The 26,005-nt window shown below is 46.9% G+C and carries 24 protein-coding genes, 1 other RNA gene and 1 other annotated feature; of the genes, 8 read left to right on the top strand and 17 right to left on the bottom strand.

What is annotated here, in order from left to right:
* The first annotated feature begins 107 nt into the window (after nt 1–107).
* A complete protein-coding gene (locus AC6I3O_RS07740) occupies nt 108–722 on the top strand; it encodes a recombinase family protein (RefSeq protein ID WP_497850370.1) in 615 nt (204 codons plus the stop codon).
* A 170-nt stretch (nt 723–892) separates the two neighbouring features.
* Here AC6I3O_RS07740 and AC6I3O_RS07735 read toward each other — a convergent pair whose 3' ends face one another.
* From AC6I3O_RS07735 to AC6I3O_RS07680, 12 genes are all read right to left on the bottom strand, one after another.
* Nucleotides 893–1,909 carry a hypothetical protein gene (locus AC6I3O_RS07735; protein WP_497850369.1) on the bottom strand — a complete coding sequence of 339 codons (1,017 nt, stop codon included), beginning with the start codon at nt 1,907–1,909 and terminating at the stop codon, nt 893–895.
* A 163-nt stretch (nt 1,910–2,072) separates the two neighbouring features.
* Entirely contained in the window at nt 2,073–2,585 is a 513-nt protein-coding gene (locus AC6I3O_RS07730; RefSeq protein WP_497850368.1) for a hypothetical protein, read from the bottom strand.
* A 155-nt stretch (nt 2,586–2,740) separates the two neighbouring features.
* Nucleotides 2,741–3,373 (bottom strand): hypothetical protein, encoded by a 633-nt coding sequence (locus AC6I3O_RS07725; protein WP_497850367.1) that lies wholly within the window; start codon nt 3,371–3,373, stop codon nt 2,741–2,743.
* A gap of 229 nt (nt 3,374–3,602) precedes the next feature.
* Entirely contained in the window at nt 3,603–5,258 is a 1,656-nt protein-coding gene (locus tag AC6I3O_RS07720; protein ID WP_497850366.1) for an AAA family ATPase, read from the bottom strand.
* 267 nt (nt 5,259–5,525) lie between these two features.
* A complete protein-coding gene (gene queA, locus AC6I3O_RS07715) occupies nt 5,526–6,551 on the bottom strand; it encodes a tRNA preQ1(34) S-adenosylmethionine ribosyltransferase-isomerase QueA (protein ID WP_497850365.1) in 1,026 nt (341 codons plus the stop codon).
* A gap of 27 nt (nt 6,552–6,578) precedes the next feature.
* Nucleotides 6,579–7,427: an RDD family protein gene (locus AC6I3O_RS07710; protein ID WP_497850364.1), complete on the bottom strand. Its 849-nt coding sequence runs from the start codon at nt 7,425–7,427 to the stop codon at nt 6,579–6,581.
* Nucleotides 7,408–8,385, bottom strand: coding sequence for a signal peptide peptidase SppA (gene sppA, locus AC6I3O_RS07705; RefSeq protein WP_497850363.1), 978 nt, complete (start codon nt 8,383–8,385; stop codon nt 7,408–7,410). The genes AC6I3O_RS07710 and sppA overlap by 20 nt, the downstream gene beginning before the upstream one ends.
* 60 nt (nt 8,386–8,445) lie before the next feature.
* Nucleotides 8,446–10,866, bottom strand: a complete 2,421-nt coding sequence (gene pheT / locus AC6I3O_RS07700; RefSeq protein WP_497850362.1) for a phenylalanine--tRNA ligase subunit beta — start codon at nt 10,864–10,866, stop codon at nt 8,446–8,448.
* 24 nt (nt 10,867–10,890) lie between these two features.
* Complete coding sequence (gene pheS / locus AC6I3O_RS07695; protein WP_497850361.1) at nt 10,891–11,910, bottom strand: phenylalanine--tRNA ligase subunit alpha; 1,020 nt, start codon at nt 11,908–11,910, stop codon at nt 10,891–10,893.
* A 146-nt stretch (nt 11,911–12,056) separates the two neighbouring features.
* Nucleotides 12,057–12,303 (bottom strand) — a binding site (T-box leader).
* Nucleotides 12,304–12,414: 111 nt separating this feature from the next.
* On the bottom strand, nt 12,415–13,653 hold the full coding sequence (locus AC6I3O_RS07690; RefSeq protein ID WP_497850360.1) for a GNAT family N-acetyltransferase: 1,239 nt from the start codon (nt 13,651–13,653) through the stop codon (nt 12,415–12,417).
* 41 nt (nt 13,654–13,694) lie between these two features.
* Nucleotides 13,695–14,525: a YihY/virulence factor BrkB family protein gene (locus AC6I3O_RS07685; RefSeq protein WP_497850359.1), complete on the bottom strand. Its 831-nt coding sequence runs from the start codon at nt 14,523–14,525 to the stop codon at nt 13,695–13,697.
* Nucleotides 14,526–14,684: 159 nt separating this feature from the next.
* Entirely contained in the window at nt 14,685–15,980 is a 1,296-nt protein-coding gene (locus AC6I3O_RS07680) for a SpoIID/LytB domain-containing protein (RefSeq protein WP_497853436.1), read from the bottom strand.
* 495 nt (nt 15,981–16,475) lie between these two features.
* On the opposite strand from AC6I3O_RS07680, the gene AC6I3O_RS07675 reads away from it, so the two are divergent.
* The gene (locus tag AC6I3O_RS07675; protein ID WP_497850358.1) at nt 16,476–17,132 is read left to right on the top strand and encodes an NYN domain-containing protein; all 657 of its coding nucleotides are present in this window, start codon (nt 16,476–16,478) and stop codon (nt 17,130–17,132) included.
* A 108-nt stretch (nt 17,133–17,240) separates the two neighbouring features.
* Here the strand turns inward: AC6I3O_RS07675 and ssrA are convergent.
* Together ssrA and AC6I3O_RS07665 are read right to left on the bottom strand one after the other, a co-directional pair.
* Nucleotides 17,241–17,591: a transfer-messenger RNA gene (gene ssrA / locus AC6I3O_RS07670) on the bottom strand.
* Nucleotides 17,592–17,685: 94 nt separating this feature from the next.
* Complete coding sequence (locus AC6I3O_RS07665) at nt 17,686–17,898, bottom strand: hypothetical protein (RefSeq protein WP_497850357.1); 213 nt, start codon at nt 17,896–17,898, stop codon at nt 17,686–17,688.
* A 148-nt stretch (nt 17,899–18,046) separates the two neighbouring features.
* Between AC6I3O_RS07665 and AC6I3O_RS07660 the strand changes: the two genes are divergently transcribed.
* The 6 genes from AC6I3O_RS07660 (at nt 18,047) to AC6I3O_RS07635 (ending at nt 24,047) form a co-directional block, all read left to right on the top strand.
* Complete coding sequence (locus tag AC6I3O_RS07660) at nt 18,047–18,718, top strand: response regulator transcription factor (protein ID WP_497850356.1); 672 nt, start codon at nt 18,047–18,049, stop codon at nt 18,716–18,718.
* Nucleotides 18,719–18,720: 2 nt separating this feature from the next.
* Nucleotides 18,721–19,653 (top strand): sensor histidine kinase, encoded by a 933-nt coding sequence (locus tag AC6I3O_RS07655; RefSeq protein ID WP_497850355.1) that lies wholly within the window; start codon nt 18,721–18,723, stop codon nt 19,651–19,653.
* An 87-nt stretch (nt 19,654–19,740) separates the two neighbouring features.
* The gene (locus AC6I3O_RS07650; RefSeq protein ID WP_497850354.1) at nt 19,741–20,430 is read left to right on the top strand and encodes an ABC transporter ATP-binding protein; all 690 of its coding nucleotides are present in this window, start codon (nt 19,741–19,743) and stop codon (nt 20,428–20,430) included.
* Entirely contained in the window at nt 20,423–23,119 is a 2,697-nt protein-coding gene (locus AC6I3O_RS07645) for an FtsX-like permease family protein (protein ID WP_497850353.1), read from the top strand. The genes AC6I3O_RS07650 and AC6I3O_RS07645 overlap by 8 nt, the downstream gene beginning before the upstream one ends.
* Nucleotides 23,120–23,195: 76 nt before the next feature.
* The gene (locus AC6I3O_RS07640) at nt 23,196–23,381 is read left to right on the top strand and encodes a hypothetical protein (RefSeq protein WP_497850352.1); all 186 of its coding nucleotides are present in this window, start codon (nt 23,196–23,198) and stop codon (nt 23,379–23,381) included.
* Between the two features lie 240 nt (nt 23,382–23,621).
* Nucleotides 23,622–24,047 (top strand): Hsp20/alpha crystallin family protein, encoded by a 426-nt coding sequence (locus tag AC6I3O_RS07635; protein ID WP_497850351.1) that lies wholly within the window; start codon nt 23,622–23,624, stop codon nt 24,045–24,047.
* A gap of 434 nt (nt 24,048–24,481) precedes the next feature.
* Here the strand turns inward: AC6I3O_RS07635 and AC6I3O_RS07630 are convergent, their stop codons facing one another.
* The 3 genes from AC6I3O_RS07630 to smpB form a co-directional block, all read right to left on the bottom strand.
* Nucleotides 24,482–25,126 (bottom strand): zinc-ribbon domain-containing protein, encoded by a 645-nt coding sequence (locus AC6I3O_RS07630; RefSeq protein WP_497850350.1) that lies wholly within the window; start codon nt 25,124–25,126, stop codon nt 24,482–24,484.
* Nucleotides 25,127–25,203: 77 nt separating this feature from the next.
* The gene (locus AC6I3O_RS07625) at nt 25,204–25,452 is read right to left on the bottom strand and encodes a hypothetical protein (protein ID WP_497850349.1); all 249 of its coding nucleotides are present in this window, start codon (nt 25,450–25,452) and stop codon (nt 25,204–25,206) included.
* Nucleotides 25,453–25,484: 32 nt separating this feature from the next.
* Nucleotides 25,485–25,952 carry an SsrA-binding protein SmpB gene (gene smpB, locus AC6I3O_RS07620; protein WP_497850348.1) on the bottom strand — a complete coding sequence of 156 codons (468 nt, stop codon included), beginning with the start codon at nt 25,950–25,952 and terminating at the stop codon, nt 25,485–25,487.
* Nucleotides 25,953–26,005: the final 53 nt, after the last annotated feature.

Here is a 26,005-nt window from a genome sequence, read left to right as displayed (position 1 = left end):
GTGTCAAAAATCAACATCTTTGTTCTTCCCCCATTCCAGATTAAAATAATACCAAAGCGATTTACACATACAATCGCTTCGATATACAAAAGAGGAGGTTGAAATGAATGATATACGGGTATGTGCGTGTAAGCACAAGGGAGCAGAACGAGGACAGGCAGATGCTTGCCTTGAACGAGAAAGAGGTGCCGGAGCAGAATATTTATATAGACAAGCAGTCCGGCAAGGATTTTAAGCGTCCAATGTACAACAGGATGCTCAAGAAATTAAGAGAGGACGATTTAATCTATGTAAAGAGCATTGACCGCCTTGGACGAAATTACGAGGAAATACTTGAGCAATGGCGTATCCTGACGAAAGAAAAAAAGGTAGACATTGTTGTTCTTGACATGGAACTTTTAGACACCAGGAGGGGCAAGGATCTAATGGGAACCTTTCTCAGCGATATTGTGCTGCAGGTACTTTCTTTCGTGGCAGAAAATGAAAGGAAGAATATCCGAGAACGTCAAAAAGAAGGAATCGAGGCAGCAAAATTGCGGGGCGTACAGTTTGGGCGCCCCAAACGGGATGTGCCGGACGACTTCATTCAGATTTGCTATAGATGGAGAAGCGGACAGATTCTTGGAAAAGAGGCGGCAAAACTTTGCGGAATGCCGTTGACTACATTTTATGGAAGAGCAAGAGAACAGATAAAAGTATTAAAGCAGACGTGTGAGTATTAATACAGGACTGTGATGGGGCTGACGGAAATGATATATTTCTACGCCATACCTCTTTGCAGAAAATAACATTTCCCGACACCCCAGTGTTTTGGACAGCGCAGATAACTTCCTTAGAAGTATGTTGTCAATACACCTGTAAGTGATGTAACCCATTAGCGTTTCAAACATCATCACAAGGCATCGCCAACCAGTGTTTTGATAAACTCCTGCTTCGCAAAAAGGATCTGTATTAGTTCGTTCTCCTGCTGCCAGTTCAGCGGTTCGGAATGACAGCAGGTGTTGCGCAGCCGACGAAATTTTTCTAACTCCTCGGCATATACTTTCCACCACCGCTCATCGCAAACCTGTTCAAACAAGATAGCCCTGCGGGAAGCTAATCGAAAACGAAATTCTTCTTTATTTAGAAGATAGGTAAAGGTCCCTGCTGTTACTTTATTTCCCTTTATATCACATAGCTTTTCCTTGTATATCTTCTCATCTGGAAACATTGCTTTCAATTTCCCTAAGAGCATTTCTTTCAGCATGGATTCCATTGTCTTGCAGAATAAGATGCCTGCGCAGGACGCATCCATATCTTCCAGGTTATACCTTTCTCTCATCATGGCAAATAGCTCATGCAACAGTATACTGCTGGTAAGCCTTTGCTGAATTTTCGACGGTAAACTTTTCATATCGGATGCAGAAAGACCGAACGCCGCCAACTGTGCCGATGTGAGTGAACTATTTTTCCATAAATTATCCAACTCTTGAAAAAGGGGCGCCACCAGGCAATCATCCAATTCCCCATCCATTGTCAAGGAGTCAGCACCAGGCACTTCTTGCAGCAATTGCGCTATCTGCTTGTCATTTCGCAGCACATCGGGACTGTCTGCCGTTTTTTGCAGGGCACGAAGGGCATGACTGTCCAGAATCCCCTTTACCTTTTGAAATAGAAGGGAATGCTGCCAAACAGTATAATCACCGATTACATACAAACGATACTTGGCACTGGTAGCCGCTACATTGACAATGTTGGCGTTTACCCATCGTACCGCCGGTAAAGCATTCTTATCGCATCCAAGCAGAAAAATGACCTGATCCGCTTCTTTGCCCTGGAAGGTGTGCACGGTTCCTATGTTATTTTCTGCCCACTCAGCAAATCGTTTATCCTCCCGGTACTCCGGCTGAGTTCGAATCATCTTCTTCATGCCGTCCCGCACGGTGGTAAACGAGGTAATAACAAAAAGGCTCGGTGTTTCTTCGGTTAACCTGTTTGATCAAATCCAGTTCATCCGTCACAACCGGCTCCACCTGTTTGGGATCACCAACCACGATAGCACGGCGGCAGCGGAAAAGAGACCCTAACGTCATCTACGGCGCGGCTTGCCCGGCCTCGTCGATAATCAGGCAGCCAATTTCTCCTGAACGTCGAATGGAGGCCAGCATTTTTCCCGCTGATGCAAATGTAGTGGAAAGCACAGGGGTCAGCAAAAACACCGTGTTCAGCAAAGAACCGAATGCTGCTTCCTGGTCGCGCTGAGAAAATGCCACAGGCGTGTTCTTCTCATCCCCCGGTTCTTTCCACAGTAATAACAGATTCTTAATCGACTGATCGCCACGCCGATCGGAAGCCTCCTTCAATAGCGATATATAGAACCCGCGGGCCTGTGCAATCTTCTTAAAGCATTCCTCCATTTGCAGGCGCAGCTTGTTTACCTGTTCGAGACAGTTTTTTCTTTTTTCCGAAAGTTGATATTGTTGATTTATAATACCGCTTATGATGTCTCTTTGTACATCACATCTCTGGCTTTGCCGTTCCAATTCCTGCTCCAGTTGTCTCGTCTTCGCCGCCTCTTCATGAAAGCGCTGTTCCGCTGTGGCCAAGGCTTGATATTGCTCCTGGATAGTACGAGCCAACTTGCGTAATACCTGAGATGAAAGACTACACCCCAAAAAGGAGTGGAGAAAAAAGCGAAAATTCGCCTTTGGGCGGTATCACCCTTTCATCGAACGGCAAAGAGCTTTCCGGTCAACCCATTTTAGCCGTCTCCGAATATATCATTTAAAATCTCTGCAAAGTTAATGTCTTTGTTTTTTTGAAATTGAGCCATGTCTTCCATTGCTTCCGCTCTATTCTTGAAAGTTTTTTCTATAACAAATAAGCGGTTTACAAGATTACCATTATCGCCAATGATTTGATTCGGATAACCAAAGAGCATCTCCCCCAGCTTTTCATATTTTCCTATATAACTTTCATACTGCAGATCTGTAAACTTCGTCTGGATACAACGGCTGTATTTTCTGTTGCAGCAAAACCAAATATGCTTACTCTCCGCTTTAGCACATTTCAATTGGTAGGGATCATTCCATGTGTTAAAGTGCTGCCATACGTGATCTGCCAGCACAGAGGTGTCTGTTCCAATAACTTTTGCGGGTTCCAGAAATGGAACTTCCCGGTACGCTACATTATGAGTGATCTTTTTCTCGCCAGCTATATACCGATCATAAATCGAAATGATTTCTGCAAGCTGTTCCCTAAGTTTTCCATCCGCCTTATGCTCAAAAAATAAGGAATCTATTTGTTCAAGAGTTCCAAAGTAGCTTTTATCAAAACTGGTAAAGGATGCCGCGGAATAGTCGTCGAGCAACAACCGATAATATTGTTTATTCATCCATTCTCGCCTCTCTTTCCCTGCTGTATATCCAAACTCTACGAGAATTTTCTCAGCCGGGATATAATGTTTCTCCTGCTCTTCGGGCGGAAGGCTTCTGATTTTCTCAAATTCCGCAATCGCTTCGTCCAGCTATTTTGTTCCCTGTAACGCAATGATATATTATATAGAATTCGTAGTAACCTCGACCTGTTTCCCGCTGAAAGCTACGCCATACTTGAAGACCGTTTTAACGCCTTTTGAGATCATATCGGCCCTCTCCGGATTCCCCATTCGAGCTGATATAATAGCGGTTATCCATCATAGCGCAAAGCCCCAGAACAAAACCATGATAAAAGTTTTCTCTGGCAGTATCATAGCAGCTTGCCGATTGGAGAAGAAGCTTATGCATCTCCTTTTGCAGCCTTTGTGCATCATTAGAATACAATGCCTCTTGAATGGAGATTGCTGTAGCTTGGGGAATGATATCGGTCAATTTTTGCAAAATTTCTTTGTTATACACAAACGCAATCTCCCGGTTGGGCAGCGCCACCTCGCACATATACTCACCGCTGAAAGCAGGATCTACCTTTACGACTTTCAGATAGCCTGCAACCAGAAGAAAGCTGTAAACGGAGGAAGGATTATTTCGAATATGGGGATAAATAACTCCAGTGTCGATATACGTCAGGAAAGATTCCCTTTGCAGTAAAGCGTTAAGTCGTTCATAGATTTCTTCTCCTGCATTCTCCAAAATTTCGCCAATGATCTCATTGCTGCCTGTTGACTGCCAAAAGGCCTTGGGCTGACAGCCATTGCTAAAATAGTTGATAACAGACCATGGGTTAAATATTTCCGTTTTCCCGAACCGATACCCGTCGTACCAAGCAGAGATTTCCGCGTACTTCTCCTCGGCATGGTAATATCGGGCAATCGCTTTTACTTCTTCCGGCGTAAAGCCAAAATATCCACTATACTGGTTGTCCAATATGGAATTCACTTTTAAATTGTTTAGACCGCTGAAGATGCTCTCTTTGGCCACACGAAGAATGCTCGTTAAAAAGCCATAAGAAAGGTGCCGGTTATCCTTCAGGCCGCCTGAAAAGAGGTTGCGCATAAAGAGAATCACCTTATCATAAAACCCCCTCATATACCCCTGCTGAATCGGCGTGTCATACTCATCGATGATAATAATCGGTGGGATACCATAATGCTCGTCCAGCATTTGAGAGAGCCTTTGCAGGGACATCATCATATCTGTGCTGTCCGCTTTCCCTTCCAGAACATTCTTAAAGTACGATTTCTCATATTTACTGCACTGCTCGCTTTCCAAGAGCTCGCTGTGGCGTTCGAACTCCTGTGTCAAAATCTTGGAAATCTGATCATAGGTCTCCTCCCAGGAGTCCCGTTTCACATCCTTAAAAGTGATAAAAATCACCGGGTATTTTCCTTGATAGTCTCGATATTTTTTACCACAAGCCCAAATTTTTTTATCTCTGAAATAAATAGAGGTGTCTTCGTCCGTCTTTTCAAAGAAAGTGCGAATCATATCCATATTCAAAGTTTTGCCAAAACGGCGCGGACGGGTAAACAGAGACACCATCGGTCTCTCGTCCAGAAAATCCTTGATCATCATAGTTTTATCGACATAGTAGTACTCAGACGAGGCCAGACGATAATCTGAAATTCCAACCGGCAGCGGTAGACCAGACGATGTTTTGGTTTTTCTATATGCACCGGTTTTAATGCGAATATCCGCAGGTTTTTCGGCGTCGATAGGTATCACCCAACCGCGTCCCTTTTTATATGCCCCTTCTATCCGCCCTTCTTTGCATAGAACGGTTACTCGACGCTCCGTGATTCCCCAAAGCTTTGCCGCTTCCTTTACAGTTATGGTATCACTCATGTTAGCACCTCCAAGCTTTTCAGATATAGTATACCACTGCGGCAGAATAAACTCAACAATATTCGGAATAAAACCAAGCGCAATGTCTGACTTTGTTCTTTTGCGCGTTATCCTACCAATTTATGATTTGAGCTTGTTGTTGCTGTACTTTTGTATCTCTTTTGTTTGGCTCAACAATGACAACGCAATATCCGCCCGTATTATGGTAAGCCAAAAACCCCAGTATTCCTGCGCTCCCGCGGGCTTTTCCTCTCCAAAATTTTTTACTCACATCACCAGCATCGCATCCCCAAACGAAAAGAACCGATACCGCTCCCTCACAGCCTCCTCATAAGCCTCCAACACCTTCTTGCGTCCCGCCAGGGCGGACACCAGCATAATCAGCGTAGATTCCGGCAGATGGAAATTCGTAATCAAGCAATCCAGCACCTTGAACCGATACCCCGGATAGATGAAAATCTCCGTCCATCCACTGCACGCCGCAAGTTCCCCGTTCTCGTCTGCCGCAGATTCCACCGTCCGGCAGCTTGTAGTCCCCACACAGACGACCCGTTTTCCGTTCGCCTTCGCCCGGTTGATTTTATCCGCCGCCTCCTGATCAATCTGATAAAATTCCGAATGCATATGATGGTCGGTAATCTCGTCCACCTTCACCGGACGGAACGTCCCAAGCCCCACATGCAGCGTCACTTTCGCAATATCCACTCCCTGCCTTTCAATCTTTTTTAGCAGCTCAGGCGTGAAATGCAGCCCTGCCGTGGGCGCGGCCGCCGAACCTGTATGCGCCGCATATACAGTCTGGTAACGGTTCTTGTCCTCAAGCTGGTGGGTGATGTAAGGAGGTAGAGGCATCTGCCCTAACTGGTCTAAGATTTCCTCAAAAATCCCCTGATAAGTAAACTGAATCAAACGGTTTCCTTCTTCCACCACATCTACCACCTCGCCGGTCAAAAGCCCGCCGCCAAAAATAATCTTCGTTCCGACCTTCGCCTTTCTTCCCGGCTTCACCAGCGTTTCCCACATATTATTATCTTTCCGTTTTAGTAAAAGTATCTCAATCTTCCCGTTAGTCCCTTCTCTGGAACCAATCAGCCTTGCCGGAAGAACCTTCGTGTCGTTAATCACCAGGCAGTCGCCCTCATGGAGATATTCTGTAATATCCCGGAACACACGATGCGAAATAACTCCAGACTCCCTGTCAAGTACAAGGAGCCTGGAGCTTTCCCGATCCACTAAGGGGTCCTGCGCTATCAATTCTTCCGGCAATTCATAGTAAAAATCCTGTCGTTTCATTTTAATATGAATCCCTTCCTTAATCCATTATATAGACGTACCATCCGTTTCATTCGATGATCCCTCTGATACATTTATCGGCACACTGCTATTGCCTGCTGCAACTTTTTCTGATTCTGCCCTGTCATTCTCCGGCATTTTCCCAAAAACTTCCACCGGATTCCCATCCTTTTCCTTCTCTGGTAGAGGACTTCCTCCGTGCGGCATCTGTCCATACCCCTTTCCCGGCGCAGTACCTTCTCCTGCCGGCATATTTCCATTCGCATTTCCGTACGGAGATATCGGGCCATAGGCAGACGGTCCATTCCCCCCGGACGGTCTTCCGTAGGGCGAAACAGGCGGCGCAGGCGGTACGGGTGGTATGGGCGGATACGCAGCCATAGCCTGATACTTAGGAACCACTTTAATCCTCTTCCCATAGACCACCCTGGTATCGCAGATCATATCGTGAAGGCCTCTCTTCTCCCGGTCTACCCCCGCCATAATATAACCAATCCCAATCGACAGCCCGCACAGAAACCTTCCCACCGTTTCCCGGTACAAAATACTGACAAACGTAAGTTTCCGGTTTCCATCCGCAGGGACCACCCTGAGGTTCATAAGCCGTTTTCCCGGCGTCGTCTCTGTATAATAGGTAAGCAGGATAAAATAAGCGACCTGCAGCAAATACAATATCGTATCTTTTACCGTATACTGGAACAGCCACCTTGTCCGAAACAGACCTCCTCCCGCGAAGGACATTATCCCTATAACCAGATTAACGAACAAAAGCCCAATCCAGACAATACCAAGGTCAATCAGGTATGCCGCCAGACGCACCCAAAATCCTGCGAACTCTAATTCCTGCCTGCCGCGGTTAGCGTAATTGTTCTGCATAGTACATCGGCACCCCGCTTTCCATCTCTGCCGCAGTCTCTTTTAAGATCTGCGCTTCTGACTTGGGAATCACACTTTCGATTTTTGCAAACAGAGAGGTAAAGAAATCAAGCTCTCTCTCCTGCTCATAGAATTGATAGACCCCAAGCTCACTGCTCATTGCCGCTGTCATATCCTCGTAAAGACTGATTTCATCAATCAATCCCTTCTCCAACGCCTGGCTCGCCGTGTAGACACGTCCGTCTGCAATCGCCCTCACCGCCGCATCCTCCATGCCGCGCCCTTCTGACACGATACCCACGAACTTATTGTAATATTCATCCACCTGCTCCTGATAGATAGCAATCTGCTCCTCCGTCATCTTAGAGCTGTCCTTATACTCCCCGCTGGTGATACTAAAATAACGAATCCCTAACTTCTCGTAGAGGCCAGTCATGTCAAATCCGGACATAATGACTCCAATCGAACCGGTGGTGGTATTGGGATTGGCGTAAATCTTATCCGCCGCCATAGAAATCATATATCCTCCCGACGCCGCATAATGCGCCATATAATCCCAAATCGGGCGTCCCGTCTCTTCCTTATATTCTTTCAGTTTCAGGTACAGCTCCTCCGACTCATACACCGTTCCGCCCGGGGAATCCACATAGAGCAGGATTCCCTTGTTATCGCTGTCGTCCATCAGGTTATCAATATAGTCAAGAGTCGTGATATGCTGATACCCCACAGGCACATCGAACACCCCTGTTTCTGTCTGTTCCTGAATCGTGCCTTGTACCGTCACGATTGCAATATAGTCGCCGCTGGGCGGATTGAATCCGTCCACCTCCGTCAACAGTTCCCCCATGCTTTCCTTTAGTATCTTCTCTGACCACGTATTGGTCAGTACGCTGGATACTCCTACCATGATAAATAAGATTGCCGCTATGACCAAACCGCCTATCTGTTTTTTATTCATTTCTAATCCCCATTTCTACAGCATGTTTGAAACATACTTTCTGCCTTTTCAAACGCGCAATTATTTCCGCAGCTCGATTCCCATAGCTTCCAAAGCCTTCAGGATTCTGCCCATGGCCTCCGTTACCTCTGCGTCCTCCAGCGTCTTATCCTTTGCGCGGAATACGATGGAATATGCCACAGACTTATATCCTTCCTTAATCTGCGCTCCCTCGTAGAGGTCGAACAGGCCATAGCTCTCCAGATACTCGCCGCCCTTCTTCTCAATCACGTCCTCAATCTGTCCTACCAGTATCTCCTTAGGAATCACCATACTGATATCACGGTTCACGGACGGGAACCTGGCAATTCCAGTATACTTCCGGTCAAATGTGGCCCGCTTTACAATCTCCGGCATATCCAGCACTGCAACATAGGCTTTCGTCCCGATACCATAGGCGTCTGCAATGTCCGGATGGACCTCTCCTAGATAGCCGACCACTGTGCCGTCATAGATGATATTGGCCTGACGCCCCGGATGGAGATAAGGCTTGCCGGAATTGGGGTCATAGACTTCCTTCTGGTTCATCCCGATTTTCTCAAAGAACTCCTCCACAACGCCCTTCATGCTGAAGAAATCTCCGTCCCCGTACATTCCAAGGGTAAACTGCATCCGTTCCTCGGGAAGCTCCGTCAAAGGCAGCGCTTTCGGCAGATAAATATTCCCCAGCTCATACAGCCGGACATTCTTGTTTCTTCTATTATAATTGGTAGCGAGGGATGTCAGCATCCCGTTCAGGGAAGTAGTGCGCATAATGCTGTAATCCTCACCTAAGGGATTCATAATCTCTACCGTCCTGCGAAGAGGAGAATCCTGTGGAATCCGCAGCTTGTCGAACACTTTCGGGCTTTCAAAGGAATAGGTCATGCCCTGGCTGAATCCACAGAATTCCGCGATGTCTCTTGCCACCTCTTCCACACGCAGCTTAAAGGACAGCTTTCCGGTGGTCGCCTCCCCTCTTGGAAGCGTGGTCGGGATATTGTCATACCCATAGAACCTTGCCACCTCTTCCGCAAGGTCGGCAAGACGGAACAGGTCGTGGCGGAAGGTGGGCGCGATGACTTCGCTTGCCGCCTCGTCGAAGCCAAGCCCAATCTTCTCGAAATAGCCAAGCATCTCCTCCTTGGAAATATCTGTCCCCAGAAGACGGTTGATTTCCTCTGCATCAAAGGGAACTCTCACCGGCTCTTTCTTCTTGCCGTAGACGTCTACGGTGCCGCCTACGACTTCACCGGCCCCCAGCTCTTCTACCAACTGGCAGGCGCGGTCGATTGCCGCTTTCGCATTGTTCGGGTCAAGCCCCTTCTCGAACTTACCGGAAGCATCGGTTCGCAGGCCGATTTTCTTACTGGATTTACGGATATTCGTCCCGTCAAAACATGCAGCCTCGAACAGCATGGTCTTTACATCGTCCGTGATCATGGAATTTTCACCTCCCATGATTCCCGCAATGCCAATCGACTTCTCGCCGTCGCAGATCATCAGCACAGACTCATCCATTTCCCGCTCCTGCCCGTCTAAGGTGGTGAACTTCTCCCCCTTCGCAGCAGTGCGCACGATAATCTCCCGCCCGGCAATGGTATCTAAATCATATGCGTGCATGGGCTGGCCGTATTCTTCCATCACGTAGTTGGTAATGTCAACCAGATTATTAATCGGGCGGATTCCCACAGATGCAAGACGTCTCTGCATCCATTTCGGGGACGGGCCGATTTTGATATTCTTCACGACCCTTGCACAGTACCTTGGGCAAAGGTCATTGTCCTTGACCGTAACCTTGATGAAATCGCCAACGTCCTCACCATTTCCTGTCTCTGTCACTACGGGCGGATGAAATTCCTTGCCAAATGTAGCCGCCGCTTCCCGTGCGATTCCTACCACGCTGAAACAGTCTACTCGGTTGGAAGTCACCTCATACTCGAACACCACGTCGTTAAGCCCCAGGGCCTCTACCGCATTTGCCCCCACAAGCGCATCCTCCGGGAAAATGTAGATGCCTTCTTCCGGCGCCTCCGGATACATATCGCGGTTAGAGCCAAGCTCTTCGATGGAACACATCATGCCCCGGCTCTCAATCCCCCTAAGTTTTCCTTTCTTAATCTTCACGCCTCCGGCAACGCGGCTCCCTGGCTCATGCCCTCCGGCGACCCGTCCTCCGTCCAGCACCACCGGGACCTTGTCTTTCTCATGCACGTTCTTTGCGCCTGTTACAATCTGGACAGACTCATTTCCCACATTGACCTGACAGACAATCAACTTGTCTGCGTCCGGATGTTTCTCAATCTTGTCAATCTGGCCAATCACAATCTTATCCAGATCGGCGTCCAACACCTCGTATCCTTCTACCTTGGTTCCGGATAATGTCATTGCATCCGTATATTCCTGTGCAGTGGCTTCAAGCCCCGGAACATACGCTTTTATCCATGATAATGATGTATTCATCTTCCTGCTCCTTTCTGCCGCTTCTTAGAATTGCTTCAAAAATCTAATATCATTTTCATACAACAGTCTCATATCGTCTATCTCATACTTGAGCAGCGCGATCCGCTCAAGCCCCACGCCGAACGCGAATCCTGTGTACTCATTGGGGTCGATCCCGCACATTTCCAGCACATGAGGATGCACCATACCGCAGCCAAGAATCTCAATCCATCCGGACCCTTTACAGAAACGGCATCCCTTTCCCCCGCATTTGAAACAGGTAACGTCCACCTCTGCGCTTGGCTCTGTAAATGGGAAATGGTGGGGACGGAACTTCGTCTTCGTGTCCGGCCCGAACAGTTCTTTTGCGAATACCTCCAGCGTCCCTTTCAAATCTGCAAAAGAAATGTTCTTGTCAATGACCAGTCCTTCAATCTGATGGAAGGACGGGGAATGGGTCGCGTCCACCTCGTCGGAGCGGAACACCCTTCCCGGCGCAATCATACGGATGGGAAGCTTCCCTTGCTCCATCACACGCGCCTGAACCGGGGATGTCTGGGTACGCAGCACGATTTCCTTATTGACATAGAAGGTGTCCTGCTCATCCTTGGCCGGATGCCCGTCGGGGATATTCAGCTTCTCAAAATTATACAGGTCGTACTCCACGTCCGGCCCCTCGACCACCTCGTAGCCCATGCCGATGAAGATACGCTCTACCTCTTCTAACGCAATGGTGTTAGGATGCCGGTGTCCCACCATATTTTTCCTGGAGGGGAGCGTAACGTCAATCACTTCCTGCTTCATCTTCTCTTCACGGATTGCCCGCTCCATCTTCGCCTTGCTCTCTTCTAAAATGCTCTCGATTGCCTCCCGCGTCTCGTTGACCAGCTGCCCAACCTTGGGGCGCTCTTCGGGCGCAACATTCTTCATTCCCTTTAATACGGCGGTAAGTTCTCCCTTCTTGCCTAAGAACTTTACACGCACATCATTCAATTTTTCCGGCATGTCGGCAGCATTGATTGCCTTCAACGCTTCCTCTTTGATGCTCTGCAATTTCTCTTTCATCGCTTCTCTTCCTTTCCTGCTCATTTACAAAATTGTTCCGGTCATTTACACTTTTCCCGGAAACAGTGAAAGACCGCGCGGCCCGTGCGCCGCCTCAGCGGCATGTTTACTCTGCACGGGTCTGCGCACAAAAAAAGCCCATCCCAAAAAGGGACGAGCAATTACCCGTGGTACCACCCTGATTCCCGCATAGTCGCACTGGCTTCATGAATGCGGGCGCTCAAACATGCGTAACGTGCATCAAACGGCATCTCCTACTACCATAGTATGGCTTCAAATATGCAGCTCGCGCGGGAAATTCGATTCCTGTCTGAACCAAAGGGAACTTACAGCCCGGTGATTCCCTCTCTCTGTTGGAAAACAGTTCTCTACTTACACGGTCATCGCTTTTCATTTTATGGATACGGATGTGCCGCTTCATATGGAAAGCACATCCGTACGCTTCTTAAAATTATAACATACGAAAAAATGATGTCAAGTTTTTTTCAAATTTTCAGAATAGTTTCAGAATAGTTCCGTCATAAAACATTTCTTGTGGTAGAAGATCTTTCCAATCTCCTCCTCTTCTTTCGAGTACACCTTCACATTAGGCATCCACCGAATATCTTCGGCGCCCTTATCGCCGCAAATTAACGCAGAAAATTCATTGATCGGAAGTAAAAGATCTACTGCCTCTTCTATATCGGCGCTCACCTTTTCTACCTGGTTCTCCTGTCCTTCTGAAAAACGGATTTTCCACACTCCCTGATTCTCAGGAAGAATATCGTCCTTGATTCCTATGCAAAGCTGCCCGCTCCCAAGGCATCTGCACATCTTTAGCGCCTTCTTTACATCAATAACCCTTGACATTCCGCCATAATATTTCTCACATGATGATTTGATATCTTCACCCAAAAGTAAAGAAAGGGAGATATCGGCAGGTATTGCAAAATGAATCTTATCATAATAGGATCCAAAGGCAGATCTTATAAAAGATAGCATCTCGCTAAAAGCATCGGCGTCTAAAAACAAAAAATCATTACGGGCTTCAAACGTGGTTGTGCATTCCATAACCACGCCGTCCGGCGTACTCTTTTTGCGGTAAATGAAAAAGCCTTTGGGGACGCCGGCTCTATCGCGATAGAGAAAAACATACCTGCGCTGCTTTAGCAAATCTTCTTTTTCCATTTGTGGACTATATTTTTCACGAATAGAGGAAAGATTATATTCCTTATAAAATTTTTCATAAACTCTCAAAAGCGGCTCTAAGCTGTCTCCCGGAAAAATCTGTGCGACGCTGCCTTCGATGCTCTTCTTGGGAAACTCCGTAAAGGGAATCGTCCAATCGCAAAGCCCATTCCCTTCCTCAAAACCAAATTTACGATAATATTGCACGCTAAACGGGTATAAGAAAGAAAATGCACATCCCTGCTCATACATATCCCGAAGCGTAAAGTTCATGCAAGTGCGGATAATTCCGTTCCTTCGGTATTCGGGCAGCGTCGCTACGCCTCCGATTCCCCCAAGCAGCATCTCTTTGCCGTCGAAGCGGCAACGGTATTTGTTATAAAGAAGGCATCCGTACAACACAGATTCGTCTTCTGAAAATACCCCGATTTTCCTGCAGTTTTCATCTGTCTCCAAATCTGTCTGAGATTTCTTTTTCTCCTCTTCATAATCAATAGATACCTCGAACGCCACTGCCTGCACAAGCTGGAAACGATGATTCTCTTCCGGCGTCATTAAACGGGTCTTCTGTTTCATATTCATCCTCCTCGTATGTTCCTTATTTCAAAATCTCTGTCTCACTTTTTTGCAAAAACCTTTCCGCAAAGCAGCACATTCATTTCCCCGCCAAGCAGGATGCAATACATACAGAAGTACATCCACAGCATAATCAAAACGATGGTCGTAAGACTCCCATACATGTTGGAAAATCCCTTGAACACATCCAGGTAGATAGAAAATACCCAGGAAATGACCATCCATCCCACAGCCGCAAACATGGCGCCCGGGAGCTGGTCGCGGAACCGTCCCCGCCGGTTCGGAAGGTAACGGTACAGCATCAGTGAAAATATCACCAGCACCGTCGGCGTAATGAATACCCGCGCCGCGATCAACTGGTCTGCCACCCTCCTAAGGAACGGGATATGTTCTGCAATGAACAGGTTCAGCGTATTACCGAATACCGATAATACCAACAGCAGTATAATGACTACGATAAACAATACGGTATAGAATGTTGCCCGGATGCGAAGCACGATATAGTTACGCGTCTCCCTGCACCGGTAAATACAGTTAAGCCCCGACGCCATTGCAAGCACGCCCTTCCCTGCCGACCACAGGGCGACCACAATCGTGACCGGGATGACTCCCGTGGACTGGTTATATACCTGATTCACAATAGACGTTATCAGGTTTTCCACAGACGACGGGAACACTTGGATGACGGCGGTCATTACATCCGCCTTTGTCACAGGGGTGTACTGCACCATGGTAAGCAAAAGCAAAATAATCGGAATCATGCACAGCATGAAAAAATATGCCGACTGGGCGGCATAGGCGCCTACATGGTCTTCATTAAAACCTGCCGTGATACCTGTGATTTTTTGATAGATATCCTTTAGTCTCTTCATAATACTCTCCCACATATTTGCTCTATATTTTACCCGATTTTGTATCATTTGTCTATGATTAGATTGATTCAGCAGCGTCAGAATATATGGAGGAACCATATCTGCCCGGGATATCATTATATTATATGAAAAAAATGCAGAAATATAAGCCGGAGCTGCTTAACTATCCCCGGCTTTAATCTCTACATCTTTAAAAAATAATGTCAGTATGTCTATATAGCTCTTCCCTTTCTTCGCCATCTCATTAGCTCCGTTCTGGCTCATCCCGATTCCATGCCCGAACCCGCCGCCGGATATTACGAACATGTCTCCTTCTTTTCTGATTGTAAAAAATGCGCTGGGCAATAGTGCAGAGCTTGCCGCCGTCGTACCGTCCTGCTTGACGATTTCATAGCCGCTTCCACCCAGGGCGCGGCGTATCTTATTCTCCGTACCCACGGTCGCTGTCCCGGCGTCTCCTTCCGCACATATCTCAAGCGCCACGCCCCCTGCGCCGGACTTCGTGATTTCTATATTTTGGAGCGTCCCGATATTCTTCCCGGTGTTCTGGCTCACCAGATTGGACAGCGTTCCTACGGGAATCTTCGCCTCCCAGCGATACCAGGGAAGTCCTGCTTCGTAGTCTCCTTCTTCATCCTTTACCTCCACAGACTGTAGATACTGGTTCCCCTCATTGCTTTCTGTCCCCCATGCCTCCAAGCCCGCCGTCTTTCCGCAGGAGGTGGAATAATAGTAGGTAGTCACAATCTGCCCCTGATAGCGCACCACCTGCCCCTGGGTTTCCATGACTGCCCGGTTCGTGGACTCCTGTGCCTGGGAATTGCCGTATACCTGATAATCCGTGCTGTCGTTCACATGCGCCTCATATTCCGGATAACCGTAACTCTGCATCTGTTGGTAGGCATAGCTTCTGGCGCACACCGCCTGTGCTTTCAATGCCTCAATCTCATAAGAGGCAGGCATTTCGCTTGGCACTACCTTGCAAAGGTAAGTCTCCAGCGGAAGTTCATTGATGATTACGATTCCCTCTGCCGTTGTACGAAGCTCCAGAGTTCCGGCATAGGAAGGCGTCCCGTAACCCCTTTCGATGCTGTTCAGGACAATCTCTCCCCCGTCCTTTGCGCTGATTCTTATATTGCCTCCCTGAAACCTTGGGTCGTCAGGTGCAAACGCTGCCTGCTCACCTGCCGCCGCTTCCTGAACTTCTTCCCCGAAGGCGATGGAAAGCCCGCCGCCTGCGGATACCGATACGCTGGGATGCACGATATTCAAGTATCCGTTGGTCATGAGCAGTACCCGGATATTCGGGTTGTCTACCACGATTTGCCATTTTTCCTCCTGAGGCGTTTCTTCTTCCTTTTTTACTTTTTCCTTCTCTCCCGGCGTGCCGTCTTCCCGGTGTGTAAGCGCCGCCTGCAAGCCTCCGATTATAAAAAGGCAGAGCAGAATCAGCATTCCGTACCAGAATGGGGCGGAGAATCTCAGCGGGAAACGCCTGCGTCTGTTATATCTCTTCACCTAACCTGTAACCCCTTGTCCAAATACTCTTTTCTCAATGTATGCCTTGATTTTGGAAATATTACCTCAAATATCAACTTCTATATAATACCATCTCATCTTGGAAACTGCTATACCTTATCGTACATTAGTCCATCCGCCCCGCAAGAGGCATGTATTACGTTGTGCCCTTTGGGTATAGGCAAACGGGAAAATTTGTCGAAAATTGATGATTTGTAATGCTGGAATTTTAATCGGTTACATTTTATAATATATGGAAGAAATTTTAATAATTATTTATAGAATTAGGGTTGATTTTTTACCGCTAAGGACATATTATATATGAAAGATGTAACAAAAGTTACATGAAAATAAAGTATATCCCTAGCAGTAATCCTCCCACTATAAGGGAAGCGATAAACCTAGGGATATTTTTATTTTCAGGAGGTACATATGATCCGTACTGCGATCTTAGTCGATGGCGCATTTTACAGACGGCGTTCGTATTATATTTACGGTGACAAAGAACCGTCTGAACGTGCAGACGAACTTGAATGGTATTGCAAACGACATATACGCGAAGAAAAAGCTGACCAATGTTCCTTATACCGGGTCTTTTACTATGATTGTCCGCCGATGGATAAAAAGGTGTACCATCCTTTACTCAAAAGGCAAATTGATTTTGGAAAAACTAACGATTATACTTGGGCTAATATTTTTTTCAAAGAATTAACACACCGACGGAAATTTGCCCTCCGGCTTGGTCGCCTTGCGGAAGAACAGGCTCATTTCAACCTGCGTCCGGAAGCTACAAAAAAACTAATGAATGGTTCGCTTAAAATTGAAGACTTGACGGAAAAGCATTTTCTCTTAGATGTAAAGCAGAAAGGTGTGGATATGCGTATTGCGATTGATATCTCTTCTCTGGCATTCAAAAAACAGGTTGACCGGATTATTCTGATATCCGGCGACAGCGACTTTGTCCCTGCTTCAAAGCAAGCAAGAAGGGAAGGCATTGACTTTATCCTTGACCCTATGCGTTCACCGATTAAAGAGGATCTGTTTGAGCATATAGACGGAATGCGGACGAAAGCCAGTAAACTGAACTAATACACATAACATAAAGGCGGCATATGCCGCCTTTATGTTCGCAAGTATAATAGACAAAACTTGTTACTATATAACAATGTCATATACCGAGTTCGTCTTAATGCGTTTGAGTGGACCTGGCGGGAGTTGAACCCGCGTCCGAAAACCCATCCACCAGAGCATCTCCCATCACAGTCATTAATTTGACATTCCCTCTGCCGGACGCCTAATGACAGGCTTCTGGTTTCAGTAGCTTCATACGTTCTTCCATTCCCTCAAAGCTTTGGAAACGAAGTGCTCCGCCTCATTGAAGCCGGCATCTCAGGCAGCGGATGACCTAAGGCCGACTGCCGCTTAATTAAGCAGCGTACGCTAATTCTCTATTGTCTGCGTTTATATTTAGTTGGAACTTTTAACGTAGTGTCCCGCTACGGATGGCTTCTCCAACTTCCAGACCTCCGTCGAAACCAGTACAAGCCCGAAACTGAAATACTGGCATGCCTTTTCTATAAGCATACTCTATTATAAGAACAAACATTCCCTTTTGTCAAGTATTTTTTTGTAAAGTTCAAGTTCATAAAGTTCTGAAGTTTGAAATGACCATATCTATTTCCAACGGCAAACTCCCGACTTTCCATGCGCTGCCAAAGCAATAATCATTCTTATCATCCTTAAATTCCATTTTAATCGCCGATACATATCCTGGATGCCATTGGATATGAGCCGGCTTATCTGAAGGTATTGGATTTTCTGTCTGCTCTTCCGTAATTATAAGCTCGTTTGCCATCTTCCTCATCTGACCTTACATTATGAAAGTACCATAAAAAAACAAATTATCAACCTATGAAAAAAAGAAAGGATTCTCATGCCAAGACATTTTTATGATATAATAAGGCACAGCCCATTTAATCAGAAACACGATTGCGAGGTATACTATGAAAAAAATATTAATGATAGAAGACGACACCGACCTGCAGGAAGGACTTTCCTTCTCCCTTAGGCTGGACCGCTATGAAACTGCATGCGCCTCCACATGCAGGGAAGGACTTTCTTTCCTAAACACAGGACACTTCGACCTGATCCTTTTAGACTGTAACCTCCCCGACGGCAACGGTTTCGACCTCTGCTCCCAAATCCGCACATTCAGCCAGATTCCCATCCTCATGCTGACTGCCCGGGAAACGGAGATGGACGAGGTAAAAGCCCTGGAACTAGGCGTAGACGATTATATGCGCAAACCCTTCTCCCTTGCAGTTCTCAAAGCAAGGATCAAAAAACTCCTGCAGCACGCCGAATCTCCCAGGCTCCTTGTCTCCAACGGTATCACCATAGATAAAGGAACCTGCACCGTAACCCGGGGAACGGCCGAAATCATTTTCAGCCAGACCGAATACCGTCTGCTTTTGTATCTGGTCGAAAACAAGAACCGCGTCCTGTCCAAAGACCAGATTTTAGAACACATCTGGGACAGCGGCGGCAAATTTGTAGACGACAATACCGTATCCGTCAATATCCGCCGTCTGCGCACGAAAATCGAAGAGGATGCCTCCAATCCCCGGTTCCTTAGAACCGTATACGGATTAGGCTACCTCTGGAAAGAGGAATAACGATGACAGATCAACTCCCAACCTGGCTAACCGCCTGGCTCCTGCCTTTGTCCCTGACGCTGGCCCTGTTTGCAGGATACCTGATTTTCCGTAACCGAAAACAATACCGGGAAATTGACCGGATGCTGGACGCCGTCCTCACCCGCCAGCCAATTAAGCGCTCCGATTTACAGGAAGGAGGGCTCTCCGCCCTTGCAGGGAAAGCCAAACGAATCCAAGAACATTTACTGCTGGAAATCGAACAGGCAGAGCAGGAAAAAGAACAGGTGAAGCAATTAATCGCCAACATGTCTCATCAGCTCAAGACGCCCCTTGCCAATGTCATGATGTACGAAGAACTGCTTGTCAATCCTGCGGTGTCTCCGGAACAACAGGCGCATTTCCTTGAGAAAATGCATGCACAGACCGCCAAAATTGACTGGATTCTAAAATCCCTGTTCAAAATGGCAAAACTGGAGCAGAACGCGATTGATTTTGAAATCGCGCCGCTCCCCATCCACGACACCCTCATGGACGCCCTTAATACCATTTATACAAAAGCCAAGCAAAAACAGATTCAGATTGAGCTGGAAACCAAGAAAAACCCCGTCCTCCTTCATAACCGCCAATGGACTGCCGAAGTATTTGCCAACCTTCTGGAAAATGCAGTCAAATACACCGATGCCGGCGGGAAGATAAGGATTACGATACAATCTCTGGAAATGTACACGCAAATTTCCTTCTCCGACACCGGCATCGGCATCGACCCTTCCGAATATCAGGCAATCTTCCGACGTTTCTACCGGAGCAAACAGGTAGAAAATATCGAAGGCTCCGGCATCGGGCTTTATCTGTCTAAAATGATTCTGGAAAAAGAATTGGGTTATCTGACAGTGGAATCGCAGGCAGGGAAGGGGAGCTGTTTTACCGTGTTCTTACAAAACCGTAAGAATTGACCTGCATTTTTGTAGGATGGCTGTAAGCTGCGTACCGTAAACTGAACGTTATAAGAACGAATATACAGCAACAGAAAGGAGCCAGCCATGAACATTTTAGAAGTAACACAGCTTGAGAAAGTATACGGAACCGGCATAAACCAGGTACACGCCCTCAAAGGCGTCACCTTTACCGTAAGCCAGGGGGAATTTATCGCCATAGTCGGAACCTCCGGTTCCGGGAAAAGCACCCTGATGAACCTGATTGGAGGTCTTGATACTCCCACAACAGGCTCTATCCGAATCCGGAAGCACGATATCGCCGCCCTTACCAGAAACGAACTGACCATCTTCCGACGGCGCAACATTGGGTTCGTATTCCAGAACTACAGCCTGATGCCTGTCCTGAACGTCTACGACAACGTCGCCCTGCCTGTCACCTTCGACAAAGGACGGCATATCGACCACACCTTTATCGAAGAACTTTTAAAGGAACTGGGACTCTGGGAAAAACGCAGGAAATATCCCAGGGAGTTATCCGGCGGCCAGCAGCAGCGTGTGGCGCTTGCCCGTGCGCTGGCGAACAAACCCGCCCTTCTCCTTGCCGACGAGCCTACCGGCAATCTGGATTCCCGCACTACGGCAGAGGTCATGGGGCTTCTCCGCATGAGCGCGCAGAAATTCCACCAGACCATCCTTATGGTCACGCACAACGAATTGATTGCCCAATCCTGCGACAGAATCATTGCCATTGAAGACGGGCAGATTCTTGGAAAGGGCGGTGATGGCCTTGACTAACACAGTAAAATTAGCATTTTCCTATCTGAAATACTACAAAAAACAGACTTTTGCCCTCCTCCTAGGAACTGTCATGTCCGTTGCCTTGATGACCGGCGTAGGCTCGCTGCTCTACAGCGGGAAAACTGCCGACATCCAACGAATCCGGGATGTCTACGGGGACGCCCATTACTGGTTCGATATGGAAGACGGAGAATTTGACAAATTGCAGGAAGCCATTCATTCCGGCAAATGGATGGAATCGGAAGCATTTACGGTGGAGAAAGCCGGAATCCTTACCATAAAGGAAGAAATTCAGACTCCCTGCCAGATTACAGTTGCCCATGCAGATTCAGGGTATCTGGAAATGTTCCACAGAAACCTCCTGAAAGGCTCCTACCCGCAAAACCCCGGGGAAATAGCCCTCTCAGAACACGCCATACGCAACCTTGGCATAGGAAACACCCTTGGAAGCGCAGTCGTCCTTGGCGGGGACACCTCCTCCCTGTGCGGAATCCTTTCAGACCAATGGGATGAAACTGCCAAAGACATGAAAGTCTTTGTAAGCGCCGATACAAAACTTAGGACGGAACGCCCCCGCCTCTATGTCAAATTTGAAGAAAACGGCGACGTACTCACACAGGTAATGGCATTTTCAAAAACTTATGGTTTAGACATCCATAAAATCAATAGGGTAAGCAGCCTGACCGCATACGTGGGCGGAAATGCATCGCCTTCTATCATTGACGTTACAAAGACTGCACTGTCGCTTCCGGAAGGGAAACTGGCGTATTTCTGGGGAACCCTGAACCAGACCCATGATTTGACCGGGAAGCTCATCCTTGCCGCTCTTGGCATATTTGCCGCTTTCGTCATATTCAGCCTGTTCCAGGTATCCGTGCGGAAACGTACCGCACAGTACAGCGCCTTGCAGACCCTCGGTATGGACGAACGCAGCACCTTTGGCATGATTCTTTCAGAGCTATACATGGTGCTGCTGGCAGGATATCCCATTGGCGCGGCTCTCGGCAGCCTCGGCGCAAAAATACTCTATTCCCGCATGGGTGAGATTTTCGTAGACCAGCAAATCGGCATGACCCAAAAAGGGACGCATACCGTAGACGCCAGGGATGTGGCGGCACAGATTGAAGTCCGCCCCGGAAGTTTCCATATTTCGACCGGAACGATCCTCGGATGCGCAATCTTCCTGATGTTCCTGATGCTGTTGGTAAGCTTTCTATTGATTTGCAGGATGCGCAAATTTACCTTAACGGAAATGCAGACCCAGAATACCCATACACGAAAACAAAGCCGTAGAATCTACAGTATTAAGTGCAGCAACATGACTGGAATCCTGAGCCGCAAGTTTTTATTTGAACGGAAAGGGACGTTTGCAGGTATCATCGTATCCCTCTCTTTAGGCGGAGTCTTGTTCCTTGGCACGACCTACGTCGTCCAGAATGCCAGAATCCACAATGCCCTGTCTTTTAAAGCCGACGACGGGCTTGCTTCTGATATTCAGGTGTATGAAGATTCCCACAGCCTGTCCAGCGTCATTCCCTCAGACATTGTAAATACTCTGGAAGGGATAGAAGGCGTTTCCTCTGCCAATCCGATCCGCTATACCCTTGGGGAGATTCCTCTGGAAGACGGACGCTTCCGCTGGCCGAAATATTATGCGGAAACGGCGGACGAGGAAGGATTTGAACCAGACCCCTTAATCATGGAACGGTATAACGGAATCATCACGCGGCAAAGCGATAAAGATTACCGTCTGAAGACAAATGTATACGGCTACTCAGACCAGATGCTTGCGGAACTGACAGATTATCTTCTGGAAGGGAGCTTTGACGCCGCGTCTATGAAAAAAGAGGATACGGTTATCCTCAAAACTCTCATGGACGGGCAGGGCAACTATGACGGGCTGGACGTCTCCCCCGGCGATTCTATCCGGCTGAAAGTCCCGAAAAATGCGTCCGTTCCGGAAGAGGCGCTTAGGTTTGAAGGGGAAGAAGACTGGTATGTGGATAAGGAATTTACGGTCGCCGCTATCGTCAGCAGGTCTTTGGGAAAAAATGATAATTATATCGGAGATTTTACCGATACTGTGGGCGTCATTATGACGAACCAGCAGATGTCGGATGATTTCGGGATTGACGGATATGACAGTATCGGGATTACTCTTACGAAAGGGGCTGACCATCACAAGGTTTCTGACGAGGTCAGGGCTGTTACCCAAGATATCCCAAACTGCCTAATCAAAGACTATGCCCAGTTAATCGAAAAACAGGAGCTTTACCTGCGCCAGAAAATGTTTTTCTTCTATGGGATTGCCGCTATCCTGCTTCTGATTAGTATTTTCCATATCCTGAACAGCATGCAGTATCTTGTAGCTGCAAGGAAACGGGAGTTCGGGATTCTCAGGGCAATGGGAATCACAGACGCAGGATTCCGGAGGATACTGGTAAAAGAAGGGCTCTGCTATGGAGCCTGCTCCGGGCTCTTTATGGCCATTCTGTACGGGATGGTACAGAAAGTGTTATATTATGCGCTTCAACACGTATTTCTGTACCTGCATGCGAACGCAGGTCTTCCGCTTCTGCCGCTAATAGGTATGGTGGTATTGAATCTGGGGATTTGTGTCGGAGCGATGCTGTTGGCAGGAAATGAAGTGCTGAACGGGAATATAATAGATGAGATTGCCCAATAAAGGCTTTACACCATAATCACCGATTGATATAATAAAAATACCAAGTAAACAGCATTTATGGAAAGCAGGTGGGTATATGACTGAAAAAGAAATGCTCAAGATTTCTATAGAAGAATTTGACAGATTACAAGATTATATGCAGTCTTGTACGGATAAGGAGTCAGAGACATATAAAAAAATGAAACGAAGATATACGACATTAAAAGTCATTCTGACAGCCTCAGGTATCAACCTGACAGAAATTGACTATATCAAAGAATAGCTCATAACTTCATGAATCAAGGTGTAACGTCTTTATCGAATTATAAAAGGCTTTACACCTTTTTTAATAGAAACATGCTCTTTCGGCAACTGACAATAAAAAATAAAAAGTTAGCACTCACCTCTTGACATTGCTAATAATATGTGTTATATAATATATATAGCAAATAAAACAATAAATAATTTTCATACCTTATGGGATATACTAATCCATAAGATAATTTTCAAGGAGGAATGATTTATGTTATTAGCAAACAGAGGTTTCAACAATTTATTCGACGATATGTTCAGCGATCCGTTTTTCAGCCGTTCTTACGACCACACATCCGCACAGATTATGAAGACGGATATTCATGAGAAAGATGGGAATTATCTGGTAGAGATGGAGCTTCCCGGATATGCCAAAGAGGATATCAAGGCAGACTTAAAGGATGGATACCTAACCATCTCCGCCCATAAGAACATGACGAAGGAAGAGAAGGATGCCAAGGGCAACTGCGTACACAAAGAAAGATATACCGGCACCTGCAATAGAAGCTTTTATGTTGGGGATGCCTTGACACAGGATGATATCAAGGCCGCATTCAAAGACGGCGTTCTCCATCTGGCATTTCCGAAGGAAGTTCAGAAGCAAGAGGAACAGCCGAGACTGATTACGATTGAATAACAGAAACAACAAAAGCAGAGGGGAGGACCTCCACAAGGTTCTCCCCTCTCTTACTTTCTATCCAAATATTATAACTATTTTTCGATTATTAAAATTCTGTTAACCCCATTACATCTGTAAGTATAATCTTGTCAATCTTCGTATGATTATTTATAATAAGAACTATGAAGAAGTAATTTCTACATAAGGAGGCGCTATATTTTTGAAACAGCTGAGAATACTACAAAACAATGGCTATCTGGAAGTATAGCAAAATCCTAATTCTGATCTTGTCCGCACATTACAGTGTGTCTTTCGTTACTCTTTGAACGAAAAAACGGAGAATCCTACTTATTTATACCCAAGGGTACACCGTAATGCATGCCCTGCGGGCAGGTGGACTTCGTCCATTAAGGTATAATAAATAAGTAGTGATTCTCCATTTAATGGCAAACCTACTGATAAAACCGAATCTTCCCAATCAACGGCAATTCTTTCCTGTCGCCCTTACAAGCGGAGACGATCCCCATGATTGCCAAGATAAGGAACACCAAACCCAGAATGTCAAAAATCCACGAAAACATCCCTCCGCCGAAATGAATGATCGAATGCAGCCCCCACACCCAATCACCTTCCAGCAAATCCACCAGCGAAGACGCTAGAAACAATACCAATCCCTGATTCACATGATGTTTGACATACTGCGACTGCTTATCACCTGCCAAAAGCGGTATCAACAAAAGGATTCCAAGATATGAGAGTACGCCCATCGCTTTATTTCGGCTCACTTCACTCTGGTCAAAAAAGTCTGCTGAACCATACCGCTGCGCCTCATACCCATACTGCTGATATCCTCCTGACTGATACCCATACTGGCTATCCTGCTGATATCCTCCTGCTTGATACCCATATTGGTTATCCTGCCCATACCCTTGCTGGCCATATGTATATCCTTGCGCGCCGCTCTGTCCATAGCCTGTATCGCTGTTCTGGCTGCCTCCGGAATAACTGCCCGATAGATTCGGTATCTGCGCGCCACACTGCGGGCATGTCATAATCCCGTCATCCACCTTCGCACCACATTTCACACAATAAGACATCTTACCTGCCCCTTCCTCTATTAGAATAATTCTATTGTATTCCCAGTACGCCCGTTGCGCAATCCCTTTCTGGAATTTTAAGAAAATGATTCTTCCGAAAGCCCCAAAATCTCCGCCAGCACCTCCACGATGATCTCATTGGTACAGGACTTCACATACCCCAGCAAATGCAAAGAAATCTCATCCTGCTTCTGCGCTTCCGAAAGCGTATCATCCCTTTTTGTCTTTTCAATCAGCTGAATTAACTGAGGCGTCAGCTCCTCATACGTCTCAATCGTCGTCTGCGTGACCATCTTACGCAAATCATCTTTTTTAGTCGGCACCATACATATCCCCCCTCCTTTATCTGCAATTACGATTACCCGATATTGCGCACCTTGAAATCCCTCTGGGCCTCTCTTTGCTGATCCTTCTTCGCAATATCCTGCCGCTTGTCATACAGCTTCTTCCCCTTGGCCAGCCCAATCTCGACCTTCACAAGACTGCCCTTAAAATAAACTTTCAGCGGCACGATTGCCACCCCTTTTTCCTTCGTCTTCCCAAGGAGCTTGTTGATCTCCGACTTATGGAGAAGGAGCTTCCTGACCCTAAGCGGATCTTTATTGAAAATATTTCCCTTCTCATAAGGGCTGATATGCATACCATAGACGTAGACCTCGCCATTGTCCACACGGATAAAAGACTCCTTGATACTGCACTTGCCCATCCTGAGAGATTTTACCTCAGTCCCATGGAGTGCAATTCCCGCCTCATAGGTATCCAGAATAAAATAATCATGGTATGCCTTCTTATTATTGGCAATCATCTTCCCATTTGTCTTTGCCATATGCATGACCTCCTTCTATCAAAACACTCTTTATTGCCACCATATCCGGACAA

This window comes from Sporofaciens sp. St.21A7, from assembly GCF_059728535.1.
This window is presented reverse-complemented; position numbering and strand designations above follow the sequence as displayed.

Bases quoted from the DNA above. Each gene is read 5' to 3' on its own strand.
- AC6I3O_RS07740 (WP_497850370.1), top strand. From the start codon at position 108: ATGATATACGGGTATGTGCGTGTAAGCACAAGGGAGCAGAACGAGGAC.
- AC6I3O_RS07735 (WP_497850369.1), bottom strand. From the start codon at position 1,909: ATGAAGAAGATGATTCGAACTCAGCCGGAGTACCGGGAGGATAAACGA.
- AC6I3O_RS07725 (WP_497850367.1), bottom strand. From the start codon at position 3,373: ATGAATAAACAATATTATCGGTTGTTGCTCGACGACTATTCCGCGGCA.
- AC6I3O_RS07720 (WP_497850366.1), bottom strand. From the start codon at position 5,258: ATGAGTGATACCATAACTGTAAAGGAAGCGGCAAAGCTTTGGGGAATC.
- queA (WP_497850365.1), bottom strand. From the start codon at position 6,551: ATGAAACGACAGGATTTTTACTATGAATTGCCGGAAGAATTGATAGCG.
- AC6I3O_RS07710 (WP_497850364.1), bottom strand. From the start codon at position 7,427: ATGCAGAACAATTACGCTAACCGCGGCAGGCAGGAATTAGAGTTCGCA.
- sppA (WP_497850363.1), bottom strand. From the start codon at position 8,385: ATGAATAAAAAACAGATAGGCGGTTTGGTCATAGCGGCAATCTTATTT.
- pheT (WP_497850362.1), bottom strand. From the start codon at position 10,866: ATGAATACATCATTATCATGGATAAAAGCGTATGTTCCGGGGCTTGAA.
- pheS (WP_497850361.1), bottom strand. From the start codon at position 11,910: ATGAAAGAGAAATTGCAGAGCATCAAAGAGGAAGCGTTGAAGGCAATC.
- AC6I3O_RS07690 (WP_497850360.1), bottom strand. From the start codon at position 13,653: ATGAAACAGAAGACCCGTTTAATGACGCCGGAAGAGAATCATCGTTTC.
- AC6I3O_RS07685 (WP_497850359.1), bottom strand. From the start codon at position 14,525: ATGAAGAGACTAAAGGATATCTATCAAAAAATCACAGGTATCACGGCA.
- AC6I3O_RS07680 (WP_497853436.1), bottom strand. From the start codon at position 15,980: ATGCTGATTCTGCTCTGCCTTTTTATAATCGGAGGCTTGCAGGCGGCG.
- AC6I3O_RS07675 (WP_497850358.1), top strand. From the start codon at position 16,476: ATGATCCGTACTGCGATCTTAGTCGATGGCGCATTTTACAGACGGCGT.
- AC6I3O_RS07665 (WP_497850357.1), bottom strand. From the start codon at position 17,898: ATGGCAAACGAGCTTATAATTACGGAAGAGCAGACAGAAAATCCAATA.
- AC6I3O_RS07660 (WP_497850356.1), top strand. From the start codon at position 18,047: ATGAAAAAAATATTAATGATAGAAGACGACACCGACCTGCAGGAAGGA.
- AC6I3O_RS07655 (WP_497850355.1), top strand. From the start codon at position 18,721: ATGACAGATCAACTCCCAACCTGGCTAACCGCCTGGCTCCTGCCTTTG.
- AC6I3O_RS07650 (WP_497850354.1), top strand. From the start codon at position 19,741: ATGAACATTTTAGAAGTAACACAGCTTGAGAAAGTATACGGAACCGGC.
- AC6I3O_RS07640 (WP_497850352.1), top strand. From the start codon at position 23,196: ATGACTGAAAAAGAAATGCTCAAGATTTCTATAGAAGAATTTGACAGA.
- AC6I3O_RS07635 (WP_497850351.1), top strand. From the start codon at position 23,622: ATGTTATTAGCAAACAGAGGTTTCAACAATTTATTCGACGATATGTTC.
- AC6I3O_RS07630 (WP_497850350.1), bottom strand. From the start codon at position 25,126: ATGTCTTATTGTGTGAAATGTGGTGCGAAGGTGGATGACGGGATTATG.
- AC6I3O_RS07625 (WP_497850349.1), bottom strand. From the start codon at position 25,452: ATGGTGCCGACTAAAAAAGATGATTTGCGTAAGATGGTCACGCAGACG.
- smpB (WP_497850348.1), bottom strand. From the start codon at position 25,952: ATGGCAAAGACAAATGGGAAGATGATTGCCAATAATAAGAAGGCATAC.